General features: G+C 41.4%; 15 protein-coding genes and 5 pseudogenes. 12 read left to right on the top strand and 8 right to left on the bottom strand.

Annotated features, from left to right (window positions below):
* The first annotated feature begins 165 nt into the window (after window positions 1-165).
* The 6 genes and pseudogenes from HNQ34_RS01800 (at window position 166) to HNQ34_RS01775 (ending at window position 5,410) form a co-directional block, all read left to right on the top strand.
* Window positions 166-1,452: an ABC transporter substrate-binding protein gene (locus HNQ34_RS01800; RefSeq protein ID WP_183251035.1), complete on the top strand. Its 1,287-nt coding sequence runs from the start codon at window positions 166-168 to the stop codon at window positions 1,450-1,452.
* A gap of 58 nt (window positions 1,453-1,510) precedes the next feature.
* Complete coding sequence (locus HNQ34_RS01795; RefSeq protein ID WP_183251034.1) at window positions 1,511-2,437, top strand: carbohydrate ABC transporter permease; 927 nt, start codon at window positions 1,511-1,513, stop codon at window positions 2,435-2,437.
* 20 nt (window positions 2,438-2,457) lie between these two features.
* Window positions 2,458-3,297 carry a carbohydrate ABC transporter permease gene (locus HNQ34_RS01790; protein ID WP_183251033.1) on the top strand — a complete coding sequence of 280 codons (840 nt, stop codon included), beginning with the start codon at window positions 2,458-2,460 and terminating at the stop codon, window positions 3,295-3,297.
* 69 nt (window positions 3,298-3,366) lie between these two features.
* Complete coding sequence (locus HNQ34_RS01785) at window positions 3,367-4,416, top strand: LacI family DNA-binding transcriptional regulator (protein ID WP_183251032.1); 1,050 nt, start codon at window positions 3,367-3,369, stop codon at window positions 4,414-4,416.
* Window positions 4,417-4,480: 64 nt separating this feature from the next.
* Window positions 4,481-4,786 (top strand): annotated as a pseudogene (locus HNQ34_RS01780) (SDR family NAD(P)-dependent oxidoreductase); the annotation flags it as partial.
* Between the two features lie 219 nt (window positions 4,787-5,005).
* A complete protein-coding gene (locus tag HNQ34_RS01775; RefSeq protein WP_183251031.1) occupies window positions 5,006-5,410 on the top strand; it encodes a hypothetical protein in 405 nt (134 codons plus the stop codon).
* An 8-nt stretch (window positions 5,411-5,418) separates the two neighbouring features.
* Here HNQ34_RS01775 and tnpC read toward each other — a convergent pair.
* The 6 genes and pseudogenes from tnpC to HNQ34_RS01745 all read right to left on the bottom strand — a co-directional run bounded on the left by tnpC (window position 5,419) and on the right by HNQ34_RS01745 (window position 13,907).
* Window positions 5,419-6,965, bottom strand: a pseudogene (gene tnpC / locus HNQ34_RS01770) (IS66 family transposase).
* A gap of 176 nt (window positions 6,966-7,141) precedes the next feature.
* A pseudogene (locus HNQ34_RS01765) lies at window positions 7,142-8,322 on the bottom strand (IS701 family transposase).
* A gap of 213 nt (window positions 8,323-8,535) precedes the next feature.
* Window positions 8,536-9,909 (bottom strand): short-chain fatty acid transporter, encoded by a 1,374-nt coding sequence (locus HNQ34_RS01760; protein WP_183251030.1) that lies wholly within the window; start codon window positions 9,907-9,909, stop codon window positions 8,536-8,538.
* 82 nt (window positions 9,910-9,991) lie between these two features.
* On the bottom strand, window positions 9,992-11,590 hold the full coding sequence (locus tag HNQ34_RS01755; protein ID WP_183251029.1) for a class I adenylate-forming enzyme family protein: 1,599 nt from the start codon (window positions 11,588-11,590) through the stop codon (window positions 9,992-9,994).
* Window positions 11,591-11,616: 26 nt separating this feature from the next.
* Window positions 11,617-12,390, bottom strand: coding sequence for an SDR family NAD(P)-dependent oxidoreductase (locus HNQ34_RS01750; protein WP_183251028.1), 774 nt, complete (start codon window positions 12,388-12,390; stop codon window positions 11,617-11,619).
* 176 nt (window positions 12,391-12,566) lie between these two features.
* Window positions 12,567-13,907 (bottom strand): sigma-54 interaction domain-containing protein, encoded by a 1,341-nt coding sequence (locus HNQ34_RS01745; RefSeq protein ID WP_246363667.1) that lies wholly within the window; start codon window positions 13,905-13,907, stop codon window positions 12,567-12,569.
* Window positions 13,908-14,159: 252 nt separating this feature from the next.
* Between HNQ34_RS01745 and HNQ34_RS01740 the strand changes: the two genes are divergently transcribed.
* On the top strand, window positions 14,160-15,371 hold the full coding sequence (locus HNQ34_RS01740; RefSeq protein WP_183251026.1) for an acyl-CoA dehydrogenase family protein: 1,212 nt from the start codon (window positions 14,160-14,162) through the stop codon (window positions 15,369-15,371).
* A complete protein-coding gene (locus tag HNQ34_RS01735) occupies window positions 15,355-16,380 on the top strand; it encodes a phosphotransferase family protein (RefSeq protein WP_312856076.1) in 1,026 nt (341 codons plus the stop codon). Before HNQ34_RS01740 ends, HNQ34_RS01735 begins: the two co-directional genes overlap by 17 nt.
* Before the next feature lie 198 nt (window positions 16,381-16,578).
* On the opposite strand, the gene HNQ34_RS01730 is transcribed toward HNQ34_RS01735, so the two are convergent.
* On the bottom strand, window positions 16,579-17,442 hold the full coding sequence (locus HNQ34_RS01730; RefSeq protein WP_183251025.1) for an NAD(P)-dependent oxidoreductase: 864 nt from the start codon (window positions 17,440-17,442) through the stop codon (window positions 16,579-16,581).
* 273 nt (window positions 17,443-17,715) lie between these two features.
* Here HNQ34_RS01730 and tnpB point away from each other — a divergent pair.
* The 4 genes and pseudogenes from tnpB (at window position 17,716) to HNQ34_RS17900 (ending at window position 21,460) form a co-directional block, all read left to right on the top strand.
* A pseudogene (gene tnpB, locus HNQ34_RS01725) lies at window positions 17,716-18,820 on the top strand (IS200/IS605 family element RNA-guided endonuclease TnpB).
* A gap of 401 nt (window positions 18,821-19,221) precedes the next feature.
* Window positions 19,222-20,400: an MFS transporter gene (locus HNQ34_RS01720; protein ID WP_183251024.1), complete on the top strand. Its 1,179-nt coding sequence runs from the start codon at window positions 19,222-19,224 to the stop codon at window positions 20,398-20,400.
* Between the two features lie 200 nt (window positions 20,401-20,600).
* Window positions 20,601-20,945 (top strand): nucleotidyltransferase substrate binding protein, encoded by a 345-nt coding sequence (locus tag HNQ34_RS01715; RefSeq protein ID WP_312856090.1) that lies wholly within the window; start codon window positions 20,601-20,603, stop codon window positions 20,943-20,945.
* 245 nt (window positions 20,946-21,190) lie between these two features.
* Window positions 21,191-21,460 (top strand): IS3 family transposase, encoded by a 270-nt coding sequence (locus HNQ34_RS17900; protein WP_409978346.1) that lies wholly within the window; start codon window positions 21,191-21,193, stop codon window positions 21,458-21,460.
* Window positions 21,461-21,672: 212 nt separating this feature from the next.
* Here HNQ34_RS17900 and HNQ34_RS17895 read toward each other — a convergent pair.
* Window positions 21,673-21,988 (bottom strand): annotated as a pseudogene (locus HNQ34_RS17895) (IS66 family transposase); the annotation flags it as partial.
* Window positions 21,989-22,024 lie beyond the last annotated feature (36 nt).

Genomic DNA, 22,024 nt, shown 5'->3' with positions numbered 1-22,024 from the left:
GTTTTCCTTGTAATAGCGCGAAGTTTTGGGGGTTGACCGCTATTACAAAGAAAACTAAAAACTATGAGAATTATAACGTGAAAACGTCAAATGGGCAAATGAAACGGGCAGGTCGTATGTGGTTGACAGCGTCAAAAATTTTGTGGAAAACGAGGGGGAAAGAAAATGAAAAAGCGAGCTCTCATGTTGTTATTGGTGTTCGTGTTCATGTTTGCAACTGCGTGCAGCAATCAGTCTCAAAGTGGAAACGATTCGAAAGAAAATAGCTCAAGTGAAAAAGTAAAGCTAAATATGTGGGTATTTGGAAGCACAGGCTATGAAAAATTAGCAGAAGAATATATGAAAGATCATCCGAACGTTGAAATTAAAATCCAATCGAAACAGTTCGAGGACCATCATAACGCACTATTTACAGCTTTATCAGCTGGAAGTGGTGCGCCGGATATCGCGATGATTGAAGTAAACAACATTGAACGTTACCGTGAAGCGCAAGATCGTTTTTATAACTTATACGATTTTGGTGCAAAAGATATTAAAGATCAATATTTAGATTGGAAATGGCGTATTGGTGAAAGTGCAGATGGTAGCTTTTTGTTCGGACTTCCAACAGATATCGGTCCGACGGCGATGTTTTATCGTGCTGACGTGTTTGAAGCAGCAGGACTTCCGACAGATCCAGCAGAGGTTGCGAAATTAATTTCAGACTGGAATGCATATGCACAAGTTGCCGCAACGATTAAAGAAAAAACAGGCAAACCGATTGCAGATAATATCGAGCTTGTATACAACGCATTACGTGATCAAGCGCCTGTACAATATTTCAATGAGAAGGAAGAATTGCTTATTGAAAAAGAGCCGTACATTAAACAAGCGTATGATTACACAGTTGGTTTAATTCAAAAAGGCTATCTTGGCAGCAACGGATTGTGGACTCCTGAATGGGGGAATGCAATGGAAAAAGGAAACTATGCGACATTGCTTGCGCCTGCGTGGATGCAAGGGGTTGTAAAAGGAAATGCGCCGAATTCAGCTGGTAAATGGTTAATTACAAATATGCCAGGTGGAGCAGGCAACTGGGGTGGTTCGTATTTAACAATTCCAAAAGAGTCGAAACATCCGAAAGAAGCATATGAATTTATTCAATGGCTTGTTGCTCCTGAGCAACAGTTAAAATCATTCAAAGACATGGGCTTATTCCCATCCACTCCTTCTGTGTATGATGCACCTGAGTTTAAAGATTACAAAGATGAGTACTTCGGTGGGGTGAATACAGCTCAAGTATTCGCAGAAGCAGCTCAAAAAGTAAAAACAGTTTATATGGGTAAAAACTACACAGTCGTTCAATCAGAAATTTTAAAAGCATTGACAAACGTGCAGAAGAAAAAAGCAGATCCAGAAAAAGAATGGAAAGAAGCAATCAAACGCATTAAGCGTCAACTTGAACGTCAATAAAAGGCATGAGGAAGGGATGTATTCCTTCCTCCATCATGATTTTTTGGAGGGAAATACAATGGTATCCCATAATCATACGAATACAACCGTCCGTCCAAAAGGATTGAGTGACAAGAAAAAAACAGCATTAGCTGGTTATTTGTTTATTTCTCCATTTTTCCTTTTATTTGCTGTATTCGGCGCATTTCCGATGCTGTTTAGCTTTTATTTAGCGTTTCAAAAATGGAATGGGTTTGGCGAAATGACGTTTGTCGGATTCAAAAATTTTTCACTTATTTTTACCGATCCACTATTTTGGAAATCAATTTATAACACGCTTGTAATCGGTCTTCTAGGGACAGGTCCACAGTTAGTCGCAGCTTTAATTTTAGCGGTTGCTTTAAACTCAGCAATCGTGAAGTTCAAAAGTGTATTTCGTGTCGCTTACTTCGTGCCAAACGTTACATCGATTGTAGCGGTTGCGATTGTTTTTACCGTTTTATTTAGCGAACAAGAAGCAGGGTTAGTCAATGCAACACTTGGATTGTTTGGAATTTCACCAGTCAGCTGGCAAACGTCTGAATGGGGAGCGAAAATTGCGATTGCGACGATGATTTTTTGGAGATGGGTTGGATATAACTCGATTATTTTTCTAGCGGGGTTGCAAAGCATTCCGAAAGATCTTTATGAAGCAGCTGAAATTGACGGAGCGAAAAAATGGCAACAGTTTCTTTTCATTACCGTACCGATGTTGAAACCGATTATTGTGTTCGTCGTATTTACGGCAACGATCGGCTCGCTTCAAATTTTTGCAGAACCTCTTATTTTTGGAAGTGGCTTTAGGGAAGAAAGCATGACAATCGTTCTGTATTTATGGAGAGAAGCGTTTTCAAATAACGCGTTCGGTACAGCATCCGCGACAGCCGTCTCGCTATTTTTACTTATTATTGTGTTCACGACGATTAACTTTTTCGCGTCCAATCGTTTAGATAAATCGGGTAAGTAAAAGCATGGGGGTGAATAAAGATGGCCACGCTACGTAAAAAAGGATTTGTGAATAAAGTAACGATCCACGTTCTTTTAATTATCGGTGCGCTATTATCCGTTTTTCCTCTGTACTGGATGTTTGTGATGGCGACGCAACCGAATCATGTCATTAATAAATTGCCGCCAGCTGTTGTACCAGGGGATAAGCTAACGGAAAACTTTCAAAATGTATTAGCAAACATCGACTTTTTCGGCGCGATGTGGAACTCTTTCGTTGTCGCCAGCGTTACAACAATTGGTGTTTTGTTTTTCTGTTCTTTAGCAGGTTTTGCTTTTGCAAAGTTGCAGTTTAAAGGGCGAGAGAAGCTGTTTACCGTCATTTTGATTACGATGATGATTCCGCCGCAATTAGGATTAATTCCACAATACTTCATTATTACGAAATTAGGTTGGCTTAACGATTTAAAAGCAATTATCGTTCTAGGCTTAATGAACGCTTTCGGTATTTTCTGGATGCGTCAATATATTAAAGATGCGATTCCAGACGAATTAATTGAAGCGGCGAAAATCGATGGATGTAGCATATTCCGCATTTATTGGAACATCGTCGTTCCATCGATTTTGCCAGCTTTTGCGACGCTCGGCATTTTGACATTCATGTTCGTATGGAACGATTTCTTATGGCCGTTAACTGTATTAAGAGACGAGTCAAGCTACACGATTCAAATTGCCATCCGGGCACTTCAAGATGCATACGTAAGAGATTACGGCATGATTTTATCGGGAACATTTTGGGCAACATTACCGTTAATTGTCGTGTTCTTAATCTTTAATAAATTGTTCATTTCAAGTTTGATGCAAGGATCCGTGAAACAATAGTGACACAGCCGTCTAGCAAAGTGTGTTTGTTTTTATCGGGAAAATTTGTGCTATAATGAAGGTAAGATTATGAAGTTGAGAAGGGATCCTATGAAAATCACCATTAAAGAAATAGCAAAATTAGCGGGTGTGTCACCAGGTACGGTATCAAAAGTGTTAAATAACTATCATGATGTTGGTGAAGAAACGAAAAAAAGAGTGTTGGAAATTATGGAGCAAACCGGGTATGTCGCTGCCCGAATTCAAAAGGATACGACCCATAAGTCAAGGCTTGTAGGCGTCATTTATGCGGGAGAAATTAATGCGGATTTCAACCATCCGTTTTTTATCGAGGTCATGAACTCCTTCAAAAAAACAATGGGATCGTTCGGTTATGACCTCCTCTTTTTTTCAAATGAGCGATTTGAAGAAGGAGAGGAAGATTACTACCAGCGTGCGATGCGCTACAAGGTGGATGGGGTAATCATCATTAGCGGTGAAAAAGTGCAACCATCCATCTACCGTTTAGACATGAGCGATATTCCTTGCATCGGGGTCGATATCCCACTTGAAGGGAATCGTTCCGCTTACATTATGACAGATAACTATAAAATCTCTGCTAAAGTAGTAGAGCACTTTTACTTGTGTGGTTATCGACATATCGGTTACATTGGTGGCTTGCCAGGGGCGCAAGTGACAAAAATTCGCGAAGAAGGATTTCGGAATACGATGAAAGAGTTTGGTTTAACCATCCATGAAGAATGGTTCGCACAAGGGGATTTCTTCATGGAAAGCGGCTATGAGGCGATGAAAAAAATATTGAGCTCGTCACATCATCCTGAAGCTGTATTTGCTGCTTCGGATTTGATGGCCTTTGGGGCAATGAAAGCGATGAAGGAACAAGGATTAAAAGTGCCTGAGGATATTGCGATCGTTGGATGCGATGATGTCGAGGCGTGCAACTATACCGATCCTCCTTTAACTTCCGTTCGCCAAGATAAAGAGAAAATCGGACGACTTGCCGCACATATGCTAAAGGATATTATACACCGTCAATTTCAGCCAAAAGCAGTAATGGTTGAGCCAGAATTAATCATTCGCAAATCTTGCGGAAGCAATAGACTATATGGCATTACGTGAGAAAATCCTGTTGAAAGGTTAACCGATGAGAAATTACGCGTAACTATTCAGCATTGAAATAGAAAAAGTTTACGTGAGTGCTTTTACGGAAGGATTAGCGCATGAGTTGGCGGCACAAGGAGCGAAAATGAAAGCAAAAGTGTTGGCGCCAGCAGCGACCGAAACCGAGTTTGCTAAACGTGCATTTGATGTAAATGAGTTTGATTACCATGTTACTGTGCCGAAATTTCATACGGCAAAAGAAATGGCGGAATTTTTGCTTGCTTTATATGACAGTGACAAAGTAGTAGGAATTGTCGATGGCTATACGTATGAGTTTCAATTGCGCGATCCGATTTATCCGTTTGCCAATTGGACAGCGCAAAAATAAGCGGATGAAAAGCAACTCTTGAAGGGGTTGCTTTTTTTTTCTGTGCACGAGTTTTAGCGGTGATTTCCCAATGGATTTTTTAGGAACAGCGACAGACGCTGTTCGTGTTTTTAAAAAAATTTTGTGATCCTCTATCCTTTCAATAGTCTTGGAGCGATAGATGAAGTAAGAGGAAACTTGCCAATTTTTACGGTTGACGAAATGGGAGGTTGAGATATTATGTATATTTCCAATCAACTTGCTTGCCAAATTGGGTTGAATGAAAGCATTGTTCTTTGCGATCTTCATCAGCTGCTTCAAGAAACGGGTGGGGATCGGGTAGTGTTGACATACGAGGAATGGCAAAAACGTCTTCCGTTTTGGTCGCCAAGTACGATCCGCCGTGTCGTTCGTAAGCTCGAACGGCTTGGGTACATCGAGTCGGGCAACTTTAACAAAAATAAAGTCGACCAAACGAAATCGTATCGGCTGAATAACGAGGAGTTGCAAAAACAACATATTGTGCTAACAGAAGAACCACTATTTGCGGTAACCACGTCGTTTATGGAGAAAACAGAACCACAACGTACAGAAAAGGAACGTAAACGTCAAATAGCCCCCACCTTTTTGAAGGCCGGGGCTTGAGGTATTATTTAGTTAGCTGATGAAAAGCAATACATATAACAGGGGAGTGTGGTTGACCAAGGAAGCATTTGGTCCAATGCGTTCTTGTCTGACAAATCCATATTGGGAAGCTGCTCAAAAAGATAGCGAAGGTAGTAATATGGATGTAATTGATTCGCTTTCGCTGTCTCCACAATGCTGTAGATGATGGCACTTGCCCGTGCACCTTGCGGTGTATTGGCGAAAAGCCAATTTTTCCTTCCGATGACAACCGATTTGATGGAGCGCTCGCTGCGATTATGATCGATCTCCAGTCGCCCGTCCTCTAAAAAGGCGACTAATTTGTCCCATTGGTTCAGACAATACGCAATGGCTTTTCCTAGCGCACTCTTTGGCAACACGTGCTGTTCTTGCTTTTGAAGCCATGACAAAAAAGCGTCTAAGATAGGCTTGCTTTGTTTTAGACGTTCTTCATACCGATCTTTAGGATCTAATTTTTTAATTTACGTTCCACCGCAAACAGCTGATTACAGAAATTCAGACCTTCGGTTGCGGTTACTGGTTTCACGCTATTGGCAGGTATGGATCTTAGTGCGTCTGTAAATCCTCTACGCGCATGAGCCCAACAACCAACCAAGGTTACATTTGGCACTTGATGGTACCCTGCGTATCCATCCACCTGCAAATAGCCTTGAAAACCGTTTAGGAAATTCTTTGGGTTTTCCCCAGCTCTCGTTTCCTGATAATCATAAAGGATGATAGGCGGTCCTTCTATTCCTGTCTGATACTGCCATAAATAGGACGTAGAAGTAGCCGGTCTTCCAGGTTCCTGAAGAACCTGAAGGGTAGTTTCATCGGCATGAATAATATCAATCTCCAGAAGAAGCTCATGCATCCGATGATACAGCACACTCAGCCACCGTTCCGCTCCTTTTACCATCCAATTGGCAAATGTTTGCCGGGAAAGAGGGATGCCCATTCGCAGAAACTGTTTCTCTTGGCGATATAACGGGAGCCCCTCTACATATTTTTGCGTCATAATATGCGCCAAAATAGAAGGAGAGGCAAAACTACCCGGAATGACGGATTTCGGCCTAGACGCTGTTTTGATCGGTGTTTCGATCTCATGATGTTCACAATGGCGACAAGAGTAGACATATTGCACATGTTTGACTACTTTTAATTCCGCAGGAATATAGACAAGTTCTTGGCGTACTTCCGTACTCATTTCATGTAGAGCTCCACCGCAACACGAACAGACCTGTTCCTCATCGGATAAACGGTATTCGACCGTTTCCACAGGCAGGTTTTCAAGCATCGCTTCGCGGTGACCGCGTGTTTTCCGACGGCGCTGATAACGAATGGACTCCAAAGTAGGTTCCGGCAACTCAAGGTTGGATTCGTTTTCTACTTCGTTGAATAGTTCCAATTGACCAGGAAGGGTTTTTTCGCTCGAAACGCCAAAGCGTTTATGCTGCAGAAGGCGAAGCTGTTCTTCATACCATTTTAATTTGGCTTCCAACTCCTGTTGCTTTTTTAGCTTCACCTCTAATTCTGCATTTTGCTTTTCAAGCATTTCCAAGCGCTGAGGAGATCTTCAGTTGTAAGGGTTGAGTCAGGGAATTTCGCTGTTGTTTTCATGCCCTTATTATACAACAAAACAGCGGAATTCCCTGAATTTTTATTATTTACTGTAGTTGAGCAATTTTTATAACAATAATACCATATAAAAAGAGACAAACAGGGTACCCCTTATGCCACGTGGAGCTGTTTTTTCACGGCATCAATGGGAATATTTTGTTTTGCTGCGCTGTAGATAAATTCGACCATACTGTTGGCTTTCTTCGTTCGGAGAAGGTCGAGCCCATTCGAAAAATCGCTGTTGGACTCGAACATGCTGTATACATAAGTCAGTTGTACCAAAATCCAATACCGTTTCACCGCACGAACTTGACGAACGCGGTACCCATCGAGCTTCAGTTGGTCTTTTGCCTGACGGAAAAAACATTCGATCGACCAACGCTCAGCGTAGTAGCGCAGGATGTCTTCATCGCTCAGCTCGCGATCCGTGCTCAAAACGCAATGAAGATGTTCCGATGTCATCGGTTGATCCGCTTTCCAAGCGAGGAGCATCACTGCATCCTTGAGACCGTTCAGAGCACCTTCGTAGCGATACACTCGATAACGCTCTTCTCCCACCGTGACGAGGCGGGTATCCCGTGACTCGATAGATTTGGCAAATTCCTTTGCTTGGATTGCCGTCCCTTTTGGATAGAGAATCCGATTCGTCTTCAGCATCGCGATGACGTGGAACCCTTTTTTCAAGCAGGCTCCCACGAGGGCTTTCGATGGATACCAAGAGTCCATGAGCACATAAACGGGTTGGCGTATATCTAAAGAAGAAAGCATCTCCATCGCGAGTTCCCCTTTGCTTTTCCCAGCCTTCTTGTCATAGAGGCGAAAGGCAAAAGGAAACGCTTGAGTCATCGTATGAACCATGAGCCAAACGAGAGAATGTCCCAGACAGACTTTTTATTCGCGTGAGAATAATGCCAATCACACCCTTGGATCGCGTGTGTTGCCCGTGACGAGGGCTTTGTTTTTTGGCAAATCGTATCATCGATCGAAACAAAAATGGGTTGATTCTCTCGTTTCGCGCTGCATTCGACACGATGAAGCACCCAGTGTTGGAGTTTGCGAAGCAATATTTCTTCGTCCCACGGGCTTTTCGTGAAAAAATGGCTGAGTGTTGTGCGATGGTTCGGATGAAAACTCCCATGATGTAGATCGGTCAGTGTTCCCGAAAATCCCTTGGTTATCATCGCATCCACAAGATGAACGAGATGCTTCATGACAGGTTTTGAGAAATAAAGTGCCCACCCCAACATCGTCAAAAACTTGTGGATTCCTTGATGATGTGCTAATCTATTCATGAGACATGAACCTCCTTGTGTGAATGGTTTGGTGGCACATCTATTCTAACCAAGGAATCGGGTTCATGTCTTCTTTTTTGTTTGGTTGTAAATTTGTGTTAGTAAATTTGCTCATCTACAGTTATATAGTTTTTTGCTTACGGTTACGGCTACCCAAAAACGCTCGTTTTTGGGTAGCGATCCTTAAATTTGAATACTAGATGTTCATCCTGATTATAAAATCAGCATAAATACAGAAATAACTATACCTGTATAAATTAGTGTTATAGTAGTAAATCCCATGATGTCTCTGATTCTAAGACCTGCAATAGCAAGGAGAGGGATTGCCCAAAAAGGCTGAATCATATTAGTCCATGCGTCTCCCCAAGCGATTGCCATGACTATTTTAGCAGGATCAGTTCCCATTTCTAACGCAGCTGGAATAGCAATAGGCGCTTGTACGGCCCATTGACCACCACCAGATGGGATAAACATGTTCAAAAGTCCTGCTGCCCAAAACGTAAATAACGGAAGTGTTGAACTAGTCGAGAATTTTATAAATAAGTTGGATAACCACTCTGCCAAACCGGATGCAGAAATCATTCCCATAATCCCTGCATAAAAAGGATATTGCAAAACAAATTGCCCAACGCTATTACTTGATTTAATTAACCCTTTTCCGAGCTCCTTTACATTTCCAAACAGCAAAAGGACAGATGTTAAAAATAGCATGTTTACAGTATTTAAATCAAGCGAAAATCCGTTTTTAGAAAAATGGATGATTAAATAGGCTAATCCTAGAATCCCGCCCATTGCTGTAATGATGCGGCTTTTTTCTAATTTATCATTAACAAAATTCGTCTGTTTATGTTCTTCGTCATCAACGGAATCATTTAATAAAGTTGTGTCAATAATTAAGCGTTCTTCTTTTCTTACTGGATGTATGAATTTCATGATGAAAGGCAATGTAAAGAAAATAACCGTTACAATCGCTATATTAAGAGCAGAGAATATAGTTTCTGAAGTTGGAATAATACCGATTTGATCTTGAAATACATGATTTTTTGTAGCTACAAACAAGGCTGGGGAGGATGAAAGACCTCCTTCCCATATAACAAACCCAGAATAGCCAGCAGCAACAAGCACACGGTAATCAATATCCCGAACCTTTTTTGCAACAAGCTTTGCAATAATTCCTGCAACTACCAGCCCGAAAGCCCAGCTAATTAATGAGGCAGCTAATGAAGTAAATGTTACAAGCAATATGGCTGAGTTGGGAGTTTTGCATTTGCCGGCTATATTTTCGAGAAAGCGGGAAACCGGTTTGGTTAATGCCAAAGCATAACTCATCACAAAAGTAGTGATGATCTGGGCTGTGAATGTTAATAAACTCCAAAAACCATCTCCCCAATAACTAACCATATCAATAGGACTTTTTTTATTGATAATGATACCGCCTAAAAAAGTGATGATCGTAAGAACGACAGCGAATACAAATGCGTCAGGTAACCACTTCTCAGCGATTTTAGCAAAAAAGAGAGCTAATTTTGAAAGAGGATGATTTTCTTTATGGTTTGTTCGCATACTTGTCTGTGTTTTCATTTCCATATTTTTTAAACCTCCTTGTTTTATTAAATTTTTCCCTTGAACTGATAACGCTTTCAAAACTTTGAAACAATAATCATCCCATTTATTGGTTATTTTCTGGAGACATTTCAATCAGTTTCTTTTTTAAAATTTTTCCTCCTGGATTTCGAGGAAGTTCTTCAATAAATTCAATTTGTTTCGGAACTTTAAATTTTGGAAGGTGCTTGTGAGCAAAGATGATTACCTCTTCCTCTGTTAGTTCTTCTCCTGGTCTTTTAACAATATAAGCTTTTATCTCTTCTCCAAACAAAGGGTCTTTAACTCCTATTACTGCAGCTTCGAGAATTTTCGGATGGGCATATAAAATATTTTCAATCTCAATTGAATAAATTTTTTCACCGCCGCGATTGATGACGTCTTTTTTTCGGTCCATAATATAAACAAAACCATCTTGGTCTATACAGGAAATATCGCCAGATTTCCAATAGCCGTCCTCGGTAAAGGAAGAAAGGTTTGCTTCTTTGTTGTTCCAATATTCTTTGATGACCATCGGCCCCTTAATATACAGTTCGCCGATTTCGCCCGGTCCGCAGTCAGCGCCATCTTCACTTACGATTCTTAAGTCGGCAACTGGAACAGGCAATCCGACAGAATTTGTTTTTTCTTCAGAATAGTGTTTAGGCATGATCGTTGTCGGCGAAGTTGTTTCAGTGGCGCCATAGGCGTTATGCATGAAAGCGTTCGGGAAGCAGCGTTTTAACTGGATGATTGTTTCTTTAGACATCGGGGCCCCGCCGTAGGCAACAATTCGCACGAAATCATAGGAGAACGCGTTAAATAACGGATGTGACATCATCATGATATAGATGGTCGGCACGTTAAATAAAAATGTAATCTTTTCCTGATTGATTAACCGAATGGCCGTTTCGGTCTGGTAACGTTCCATCAGGACGACCGTTCCGCCTACTAACATCATATGGAGAAGCTGACCGATCAAGCCGGTTACATGGAAAAGCGGAATGGCGACTAAAGTGCGTACGGTATGGTCGGTTTGTAAAACGTGTCTATAGCTCAGGCAGCTATGAATGGCGTTAATATGGCTGCCGACGGCCCCTTTTGGAAGTCCGGTTGTTCCGGAAGTGTACATAATGTACAGTGGCTCTGTTTCAGATGGGGACGTATATGGGTGTTCACTGCCCGGCGTTTCTTTTAGCAGTTCATCTTTAAATGAATACATGCGTTTTGCTGGCTGCTGATCGTCAGTTAAATAGCAATATTGGATGAATTGGCTTTGTATGAGCCAGTCTTCCAACGGTTTTACAAGCAGGCTGTTGGTGATCAGCATCTTCGTCCCGGCGTTTGTCATCATATATATTAACTCGCTGGCTGTGAGCTTCGTATTCAGCGGCACGAAAATGGCGCCAATTTTCGCACAGGCCAGCACGGTCAGTACGAATTCTATTTCATTGCCAAGCAATAGTGCGATGCGGTCGCCTTTTTTGATTTGTTTCTCCATTAAGTTGTTGGCCAAGGTGTCTGTGAGTTGTTTTAGTTCTGTATAATTGAGCCGTGTCTCTCCTTTGATCAACGCTTCGTTTGTCGGAAATGTTGCGGCCGAATGGGCCAGCATTTCGTATACATTCGCTGGTCTTTCAGCAAACATTTTTACTGTTCGCCCGTATAACCGCCCTTCCGTAATCATCGAATCCCTCCATTTTTTAATAATGGTTATTTAGCTGTCCAGCCGCCGTCAACATACAAGATGTGCCCTGTTATATAATTTGCGGCATCAGAGGCAAGGAAGACGACCGGGCCGGCCACATCTTCGGGCTCGCCAATACGATTGAGCATCGTATTTTTAACGATTTCTTGGTACCGTTCTTCATCTTGAAGCCAAGCGCCGGTCATTGGAGTTTTAATATAGGCAGGAGCGATGGCGTTCACATTGATGTTATAAGGGGAGAGCTCACTGGCCCACACTTTCGTTAATTGATTGATGCCCCCCTTACTGGCGGCGTAGCTCGTTTGAAACGGCATTCCGACCCCACCGAATATAGAAGAGATATTAATGATCTTTCCATTTCCTTGTTTTATCATCTGTTTGGCGACTGCCTGACCGACGAGAAAGATGCCTTTTAGGTTCGTATTTAAGACTTGATCCCACTCTTCTTCCTCGATTTCGACCAGCGGCTTTCTAATATTCATCCCAGCGTTATTCACTAAGATGTCGAGACGACCGTATTGTTGAATGATTTGCTCAATCATAAGCTGGACGCTTTCCTTATCAGTGACATCCGCTTGGATCCATGAAAACGATAATCCTTTTCTGCTCATTTCTTCTGTCACCTTTTTTAAATCGCCCACATTTCGGCTGGCAATGACGACATTTGCCCCATGTAACCCTAAAGCGCATGCCATCGCTAGACCGATGCCTTTGCTTCCACCGGTTACAAGTGCAATTTTTTTGTCTAGCCGAAAAGAAGGAAATTGACTGATATCCATAAATTACCTCCTTTTTAATACTCAAAAATTAAAAGTAAATTCATCCAAATTTAAATGCAATTTGTATGCCAATGATAAACTATTTAAAAAAGTTCATAATGTTGTTAAACATGCTATTTCCGGCGATAAAAAGTGATTCCGAAAAGAATCATAGATGAAAATATGAATCAGCCGAATTATATACCTAACCGCTGCATTTTTTTGACGAGGGCGGATTGGCTAATGCCAAGCACTTCGGCTGCTTTTCTTGTCGTTTTATATTCAGAAATCGCTTTCAAAATCATTTCTCTTTCTATATCTTGCAGCACTTCTTTCATTTTTTTTTGTATAGGCTGTGGAACAAATGCAGTTTGATTGGAAAAGGGCAAATGAGAAGCTGTGATGTCATCCGCTTCCGTTGTAATGACAAGCCGTTCAATCAAGTTTTGCATTTCTCGGACATTTCCAGGCCATGCATACGCCTTCATTGCAAGCAAAGCATCGTCTGTTAGCTGTTTGTTAAGATGGTATTTTTGATTTGCCTGATCTAAAAAGTAATTGGCGAGTAGAGGGATGTCTTCTTGACGTTTACGCAACGGAGGAATTTTAATCGGAATAATGTTCAACCTATAGTAAAGGTCTTCGCGAAATTCACCCCGTTTGACTAAAGATTCCAAATCTTTATTTGTGGCCGATATGACGCGAACGTCAATTTTAATCGTTCGTCGACCACCGATTCTCGTCACTTCGAATTCTTGCAATACTCTTAGCAGTTTTCCTTGAAGCTGCAGTGGCATTTCCCCGATTTCATCTAGAAAGATTGTTCCTGTATGTGCTTGTTCAAATAAGCCTGGACGTCCTCTGCTGTCAGCGCCGGTAAAGGCTCCTTTCTCATATCCAAATAGTTCAGATTCAATTAGTTCCTTCGGGATAGCTGCACAGTTTACTTTAATAAACGGTTTGTTTGAACGGGTGCTCCATTTTTGAATGAGATTGGCGATTACTTCTTTTCCAACCCCAGACTCTCCGAGCAACAAGACTGTGGAATTAAAAGGTGTTATTTTTTGAACCAAATTAATAACGTTTAACATTTGTCTACTGTTAGCAATTACTCCTTCATGACTGATCATATCTTCTTTTTTTTGATAAATCTTGATTTCTTGTAAATATTTATTTGCGAGTTCTTTTGTTCTGCTTAATTCCGCTTCTAAGCTTTTTAGAGCTGATATATTTCGTAGGTTGGTAACAATATGAGACACGTTTCCCTTGTCATCAAAAATTGGATTACCGGTGACTAATAGTTCCTTTCCGTTTACATGTTGGATGATCGTCACCTGTTTTTTTTCTTTTAGAACTTTCAGCGAAACTGATTCGGATATAATCCCATCTTTAACGACGTCTTTCAGATGGCGGCCGATTAATTGATCCTCTGTTATGCCTGTCACTCGGGTGTATGCTTCGTTCATTTTGATTCCGTACCCATCTTTGTCCGCTATAAAGATCGGATCATAGCTAGCATTGATGACTTTCTCGTACAAGTTTATTTTTTCTTGTAGTTCCTTGATTTTTTCGTTTAGATCTTGAACATGTTTTTGGAGTTTCTCCGAATGTAAATGGTTAATAACTATCCCTCCATAAAACAGAATATTTTTTATTTTTATATATATGTTTTTGATTACTTTTTTCATCATTTCTTGGTGCGAAAAATGGATGGTTTAGATCATTTTGTTTGGCATGAAACATGCATGTAAACTTTTATGAATAACAAAAAGGTTGAGGAGTGATCGATTGTGTATAGTTTCAGCCCATCGTTTGAACAAAAGGAAATGCTTGAAAAAGTGACAGCTTTTATGAAGGAATATGTATATCCGAGTGAAAAGTATATGGTGCCGCATCGTGGACTGCCTGAAGAAATTTTGAAACCGCTTCAACAAAAAGTCAAAGATATGGGGCTTTGGGCTGCACACATGCCGAAAGAAGCGGGGGGATCAGGATTAGGTCTTGTGTCTTTGGCATTGTTATCTGAAGTGGTGGGACGTAGTCCTGTAGGGCCTTACGTTTTTGGTTTCATGGCTCCGGACGCAGGGAATAGTGAAATATTATGGCACGCAGGGACGGAAGAGCAAAAACGGAAATATTTATACCCGCTTGTCAATGGGGACATTCGCTCGTGCTTTGCCATGACCGAACCTGAAGTATCCGGTTCTGATCCGCGGCTTTTAAAAGCGACAGCAGTGCTTGATGGGGATGAATGGGTGATTAATGCCCATAAATGGTTTACGACAGGAGCTGTTGGCTCCAGTTTTTCGATCGTAGTGGCCAAAACTGATCCGGATGCCCCACCTCATCAGCAATTTAGTTTGTTTATAGTGGAGCACGACAATCCTGGGTTTGAAATTGTTCGCGAAATTCCAGTTATTGGTGACCATTTTACAGGGGGACATTGTGAAGTCCGGTACACGAATTGTCGAGTTCCGAAAGAAAACTTGCTCGGACCGAGAGGAGAAGGGTTTAAGCTAGCGCAGCTGAGGCTTGGCACAGGGCGCATTACACATGCCATGCGCTGGATCGGCATCGCGAAAAGAAGTTTAGATTTAATGATAGGGTACGCATTGAAGCGGGAAACACGTGGGAAACGATTGGCGGATCATCAAATAATCCAAAATTTTATCGCTGATTCTGCAACAGAAATTGAGGCGTTTCGATTAATGACGTTAAAAGCGGCGTGGATGATGGACAATGGCCAAGAGGCAAGAAAAGAGATCTCTATCATCAAATTTTTCGGGGCCAACGTTCTGCATAACGTCATTGATAGAGCCATTCAAGTACATGGAGCTCTAGGAGTGACAGGTGACACTCCTCTAGAAGGATTTTACCGGGAGGCAAGAACGGCAAGAATTTACGACGGACCAGACGAAGTTCACCGTATGGTCGTAGCCCGTTCGATGATCAAAGAGTTTGAACGAAACATGGAGGAGGATCTTTGTGCTCCAAAACGTTAATTGGTCTCGTGTTGAACAGTACTTAAGAGAAAAGTTCAATTTAATGGATGAAACTGAGGAATTAGTGATTAAGCCGTTTACTGCTGGGTACTCGAACTTAACATATTTATTACGCATCGGTCAGTGGGAAGGGGTGTTGCGAAGACCTCCTTTTGGAAAACTGCCGGCTAAAGCACATGATATGAATCGAGAATATAACTTGTTAAAAAAGATTTATTCCGTGTATCCCAAAGCCCCTAAACCTTTATTATACTGTGAAGATCATAATATAATGGATAAACCTTTTTATATTATGGAGTTGAAAAAGGGTATCGTATTAGACAAACAACTTCCTAATCAGTGGGACGTTCTTAAAATAAAAAAACAGATTTCTAAATCCTTTATTCAGGAATTAGCTGATTTACATCGCATTGACGTATATAAAAGTGGCCTAGATTCATTGGGAAAGCCAGAAGGATTTTTACAAAGGCAAGTGAATGGTTGGATTAACCGCTATAGACAAGTCAGAACAGAAGATTTGCCGTTTGTTGAAAAACTAGAAAACTGGTTGATACACAATATACCTGTTTCTAAAGAAGTTACTATTATTCACAATGACTTTAAATTAAATAATATAGTATTTAACATTGAAAATCCTAATGAAATTATCGCAGTATTAGACTGGGAAATGTCAACAATTGGAGATCCTCTTTTAGATCTCGCTATTAGCCTCGCTTATTGGACAGAGAAGGAAGATGAAGACACTGGATTGGCTACTATAACGAATCAGCCGGGGTTTATGACGAGAAAAGAGTTGGCTATTTTATATGCCGAAGTATCAGGACGAGATATTTCCAACCTTAATTACTATCTCAGCTTCTCTTTTTACAAAATAGCTGCGGTATTACAACAAATATATTATCGATATAAAACAGAGGGAATAGGTGACGAAAGATTTGCTAATCTTAACATAGGTGTTAGAAATTTAATGTTACAGTCAGACAAGGCAATACATGCTACTATTGTATAATTATAGGTTAATTTGAGAGTTATTCGATCTTTCAATTCACCAGCGATAGGGAAGTGTCTTGTTCGTCTAGCACGGGCGTAGTCTATATGGGAAAAACCTGAACTGTGAAAGTAGCGGTAACAATTTGTAGTTGGCAAAACGCAACGAGGCTGGCTCAAAAGATCGCTAAATCGACTTTTTGAAGCCAGCCTCTTTTATCTACTTTTTGGTCGATAAAAGTCCGTAAATGGCCGAGAAATCTTGTTGCCCCCATCCATATTGCTTCGCCAAGCCGTATAGTTCTTTTGCGGCGTTAGCAAGCGGCAAAGAAACGTTGTTTTCGTAGGCCGATTGGGCCATGAGCTGCAAGTCTTTTTGCATATGTTCAAGAGGAAATTCTGTCGCAAAGTAGTTGCGGAGAATATGTTCCTTTTTTCCGTTTAAAAACGGAGCGGTTGTTGGGCCGTTCAGCAAGGTGTTGACTACCGTTTCTTTGTCTAGGCCGAGCGCTTCGCCCAACGTGACCGCTTCGGCAAAAGCCGCCATCGACTCGGCGAGCATGAGATTGACGACAAGTTTCATCGACGTTCCTTTTCCGTTTTCGCCTTGATGATGGATGGCTTTTCCCATGGCATTGAGCAATGGGAGGATTTCTTCTAAGTCTTCTTTTCGGCCGCCAACGAAAAATACGAGTTCGCCTTTTTCAGCAGGGATTTTTGAACCGGCGACAGGGGCGTCTAAAAAGCGAATGCCCCGCTTCGCGGATTCCTCCGCCATTTTTCGAGTAAAGGCCGGATCGACTGTACTGCAATCGACCCAAATGCTCCCTTTAGGGAAGTGGGGCAAAAATCCATGTTCCCCGAGCGCAACAGCTTCAACGGCACGGGGTGTGGCGAGCATCGTCAAGATGACATCGGACTGCTTCGCCACTTCCTTTGGAGAGTCGGCCCATTTCGCCCCTTTTTGCAATAGGCGAGCCGCTTTTTCTTTTGACCGGTTATGCACAATAAGTTCATAGCCGCTGTCGATTAAATTTTCCGCCATGCGGCTTCCCATAATGCCTAAGCCGATAAAACCGATCATATTTCATCCCTTCTTTCATTGTGATTCGCTATCGACTGGTTGGGCTTCTGCCAACCATTTCGTACAAGAAGAAGCCATATTTTATCATTTCCCGACAGAAGACTCCCACCTCAAGGCATGTGAAGGGCGTAGCCCAATGGATAGGTGGGAGATGAATGTCGGTTAGGCGTAGCCGAAAGCTCATTTTTCTATCTGCACAAGTGCGTATTTCATCTTTTCGTACATGAAAATGATGTATGATAAAATATATAAAATACAAAGAGGTGAAAGTCAATGCTTGTCAATAAAGCCTACAAGTTTCGCATCTATCCGAACAAGGAACAAGAAGTGCTTATCAACAAAACGTTTGGGTGCGCGCGGTTTGCGTTCAACTATTTTCTTGCCAAATGGAACGACACATACGAGCAAACTGGAAAAGGCTTGTCGTATAACACATGCTCTGCGCAATTGACCAAACTGAAAAAAGAGCTCGCTTGGCTCAAAGAAGTAGACAGCATTGCACTACAAACCTCCCTCAAACATTTGTCAGATGCGTACACACGCTTTTTCAATAAGCAAAACGATAGGCCCAAATTCAAGTCCAAAAAGAATAACGTGCAATCGTATACAACAAAGTACACGAATGACAATATTGCGATTGTTGGAAATAAAATCAAACTACCCAAACTTGGATTTGTCCGCTTGGCAAAAAGTCGTGAAGTGAAAGGACGTATTCTTTGCGCAACCATCAGACGAAATCCAACAGGCAAGTACTTTGTATCCATCCTCACCGAAGAAGAAGTACAACCACTTCCAAAGACAGGATCATCTGTTGGCATCGACATGGGCTTAAAACATCTCGTCATTCTTTCAGACGGAACGGCATATGAAAATCCAAAGTGGCTTCGCAAACTAGAACAAAAGTTAGCGAAAGAGCAGCGTAAACTTGCAAGACGAAAACAAGGCGGTTCGAATTGGTATAAACAACGGATGAAAGTCGCACGCATCCACGAAAAAATCGTCAACGCTCGAATGGATTACTTGCATAAACTCTCCACCGAGATCATCAAAAACCACGATGTCATCGGGCTGGAGGATTTGCAAGTGGCCAACATGGTGAAAAACCATAAGCTAGCCAAAGCGATTCATGAAGTGTCGTGGTCGCAATTTCGAACGATGTTAGAGTACAAGGCAAAGTGGTATGGTAAACAAGTTGATTGTGGTGAGCAAGCACTTTGCGAGTTCTCAGCTTTGTTCGGTTTGTGGGTATCAAAACAAAGAAGTAAAGAAATTAAACTTGCGTGCGTGGTCGTGTCCGTCTTGTGGAACACATCATGATCGAGATGTGAACGCTGCAAAAAATTTGTTGCAAGAAACCATTCGCTTGTTGTCTTGTTAGGCAACTGAACCGCAGGAACTGCGGGGATCGCCTACTAAACATCCGCGTGACAGAGCGGAGATCGTAGGAATCTCCCACTTCTAAACGAAGTGAAAGTGGGAGTAGTTCAAGAGTAGGTTACCATATTATGTGAAGCGTTGGCAATATTTTTTGGATGGTACCTCTACTTGGTTGCCTGTAGGCGAAATGGGGGCACCTTGCGCTTTCCTTATTGCAAAAATTTGTCGATAGAAGATGGTTTACTTATTCGTAATATTTTGTATGATAAAATTGTCCTTCGATGCGCGATGAACAACTACTCAGCAACATTTCACCCAATCAAGCGATTTTTATATGTAAAACAGAAGTTGATCGACTGGCCATTCGGATCGTTAAGGCTATTAATGAGGAGAGGATAGCTGGTGGAAAAAAGACAAAGCCTAAATAAACTTGCTTATCGTTTTATTATCTTATTTGGGGTTATCAGTGCGCTTGGGGATATTACATACGAAGGTGCACGAAGTGTAACGGGCCCTTATCTTCATACGTTGGGAGCAAGCGCTGTTGCAATCGGGTTGGTAACAGGAGTTGGCGAGTTTTTGGGCTATGTGTTGCGCATTGCATCAGGTTATTGGGTGGATCGAACAAAAAGCTATTGGACGATTACCTACGTTGGTTATGCACTACTCCTATCGGTTCCGCTACTTGCCTTTACAGGTCATTGGCAGCTAGCAGCTCTCTTTTTTATTTTAGAGCGTGTGGGAAAAGCCATTCGAAGTCCTGGGAAAGATACTATGTTATCTTTCGCTACAAAACGAGTAGGTACAGGATATGGATTTGGTCTTCACGAAGCGATCGATCAAGCTGGTGCCTTTATCGGACCTTTATTATTGACGCTTAGCTTCAGCTTAACAAACAGCTACAGGACGGGATTCATGTGGACGTTGATTCCTGTGTTTCTTTTGTTGGTCGTTCTTTCTTATTTACGAATCAAAGTCCCCAATCCCGAGACAATGGAAACATCCTTGCCTAAGGGAACGGAACAGGTTCAGGCGAATATAACATTGCCAAGTGTTTTTTGGCGGTATATCGGTTTCTCGTTTATTAGTATGGTGGGATTTGTAAGCTTTCCCTTATTATCTTTACATATGAGCCAACGCCACATCATTTCACCTGCTTGGATTCCGATTTTATATGCACTTGCCATGGGAATGGATGCAATGGTTGCCTTATGGGTAGGAAAACGGTATGATCGCAATGGATTTAAGGAACTTCTATGGATTCCGGTTTTGAGCATTCCTGTTGTATTGTTGGGGTTTGTGAACCACTCATGGATGATTGTGATAGCGGTTATTTGTTGGGGAGCGCTAATGGGGATTCAAGAAACGATGATGAAGGCTGCTATCGCAGATTTGATTCCAATTCATATGCGCGGACGTGCTTATGCTATATTCAACATTACATTGGGACTGGCGATGCTTATTGGAAGTAGTATGATGGGATGGATGTATGAAACTTCCATTTCTATACTGATCGCGTTCGTTATGGTAACACAAATAATTGCTTTGTTTTTACATCGTAAAGTTAATAAAATAATATAGGATTGTAGTTTGAGTAGCAGTTGCGCGACACTTTTGGTGTGAATATGTTAAAGAAAGGTAGATTGCAATGAGTGATTTATTTGACAAATATAGAGAATCCATTATCTTATCGTATCAATATGCGTTTCGCTCATTGCTGCATTTAAAAAATGTCATCGCATCCTCTCAGCAACTCAGATGGTGATGAATTATTGAAAGAAGTGTATCGGGATTCGATTGTGAAAAAATATGAAATTTTAGAAGATCAGCTTTGGAAGCTTTTATCCAAAATTTTTAAAGCATCGGGACTTGAGTTGAATACTCGGCGATCGTGTTATCGTCAAGCGTTCAAGGAAGGGTGGATTGAGAATATCGATATATGGAATGATATGCTTAGTTCGCGAAACGCAACGGCTCATGTGTATAACGAAGACGATTATGAGAAAGTAAACATCCATGAGAAAAATTTTTCTCCCCACCCAAACATGAAAATAATCGCGAATTCGCCGTTATTTTCACAGAAAAAAAGGCAACTTCAGCTGGATATATTTATGAAAATCTATTAAAGAGAGATTTTTCTACAGCACGTCTGAATGAAAAATGGGTCGCAGATGTAACAGAAGTGGCCGTGGACGATAAAAAACGATTTGTTTCTGCCATTATGGATTTACACAATAATGGTAGGCTATCAGATTCCACAAACACACGATGTTCAACTTGTGGAAGATTCTCTATTAATATAATATGCTTTTAATATGCTTTGGAAATCAGAAACATCGATGATTTCTTAATCTTTCACACCGATCAAGGAATGCCGTATCGATCAACAAGAAGGAAAACGCTTATGGACACGTTTTCGATTACGTCAAGCATGCCAAGAAAAGATAATGCTCTTGATAACGCATGCATTGAAAGCTTTTTCTCCTATCTCAAAACAGAGATTCAACAAGATCTGCAGACCACTAAGAGCATAGAGGAGACCGTGCAACTGATACATGATTATATTCGCTATTACGAACATCGACGTATACAAAGTGTTCTCGATTATCAAACACCAGTTCAATATGCAAAGGCTAGCTAAAGAAGAGCACAAGGGGTTATATTTTCTCCTTCTCGTCTTACCAATCCATTCTCAGAATTCCAAGGGTCTGTCAAGCGTTCTCTTTGACAGGCTCTTAGGATTCTAAGACACTGAGGAAAAGACAAGAACAAGGAAAGGAACCAGAAGCTTTATCACTCTGATTCCTTCGGATTAACTGAATTTATACTGTCTACTTTTCGGATCGCAATGCAGTGACCAGGTTGACAGCCCGGTTTCTTCTCGGATGGGGGACGCGAAGAATGTTTGGTTATAAAACGCTCCGAAGAAGGCAGGGAGACGGCGGTAATTGGATATTGGTACTGTTTTTTCATGCGAGCTTCCCATTCGGCTACACGTGTTTTCAGTTGTTGGTTTTCTTTGCGAAGTTGTCTATTTTCTTGACGTAGTTGTTAGTTGTTCGTTTTCTTGAATCAACTTGGCAATCATTTGTGCTTGACCTTCAATTTTCACGATCATACTTTCTATCGCGAATACAGTTCGTTGAATGTCAAAAACGGTTTTTGCCATCGTCTTCGCCTCCCTTGGCTGGATAGTATCCAGTAT

The sequence above is a fragment of the Anoxybacteroides tepidamans genome, from assembly GCF_014201465.1.
Classification (GTDB): Bacteria; Bacillota; Bacilli; order Bacillales; family Anoxybacillaceae; genus Anoxybacteroides; species Anoxybacteroides tepidamans.
The sequence above is the reverse complement of the archived record's forward strand: the minus strand, read 5'-3'. Positions and strand labels throughout refer to the sequence as shown.

Excerpts from the sequence above, each read along its gene's own strand:
- HNQ34_RS01800 (WP_183251035.1), top strand. The coding sequence starts at position 166 with ATGAAAAAGCGAGCTCTCATGTTGTTATTGGTGTTCGTGTTCATGTTT.
- HNQ34_RS01795 (WP_183251034.1), top strand. The coding sequence starts at position 1,511 with ATGGTATCCCATAATCATACGAATACAACCGTCCGTCCAAAAGGATTG.
- HNQ34_RS01790 (WP_183251033.1), top strand. The coding sequence starts at position 2,458 with ATGGCCACGCTACGTAAAAAAGGATTTGTGAATAAAGTAACGATCCAC.
- HNQ34_RS01785 (WP_183251032.1), top strand. The coding sequence starts at position 3,367 with ATGAAGTTGAGAAGGGATCCTATGAAAATCACCATTAAAGAAATAGCA.
- HNQ34_RS01775 (WP_183251031.1), top strand. The coding sequence starts at position 5,006 with ATGTATATTTCCAATCAACTTGCTTGCCAAATTGGGTTGAATGAAAGC.
- HNQ34_RS01760 (WP_183251030.1), bottom strand. The coding sequence starts at position 9,909 with ATGGAAATGAAAACACAGACAAGTATGCGAACAAACCATAAAGAAAAT.
- HNQ34_RS01755 (WP_183251029.1), bottom strand. The coding sequence starts at position 11,590 with ATGATTACGGAAGGGCGGTTATACGGGCGAACAGTAAAAATGTTTGCT.
- HNQ34_RS01750 (WP_183251028.1), bottom strand. The coding sequence starts at position 12,390 with ATGGATATCAGTCAATTTCCTTCTTTTCGGCTAGACAAAAAAATTGCA.
- HNQ34_RS01730 (WP_183251025.1), bottom strand. The coding sequence starts at position 17,442 with ATGATCGGTTTTATCGGCTTAGGCATTATGGGAAGCCGCATGGCGGAA.
- HNQ34_RS17900 (WP_409978346.1), top strand. The coding sequence starts at position 21,191 with ATGCCGTATCGATCAACAAGAAGGAAAACGCTTATGGACACGTTTTCG.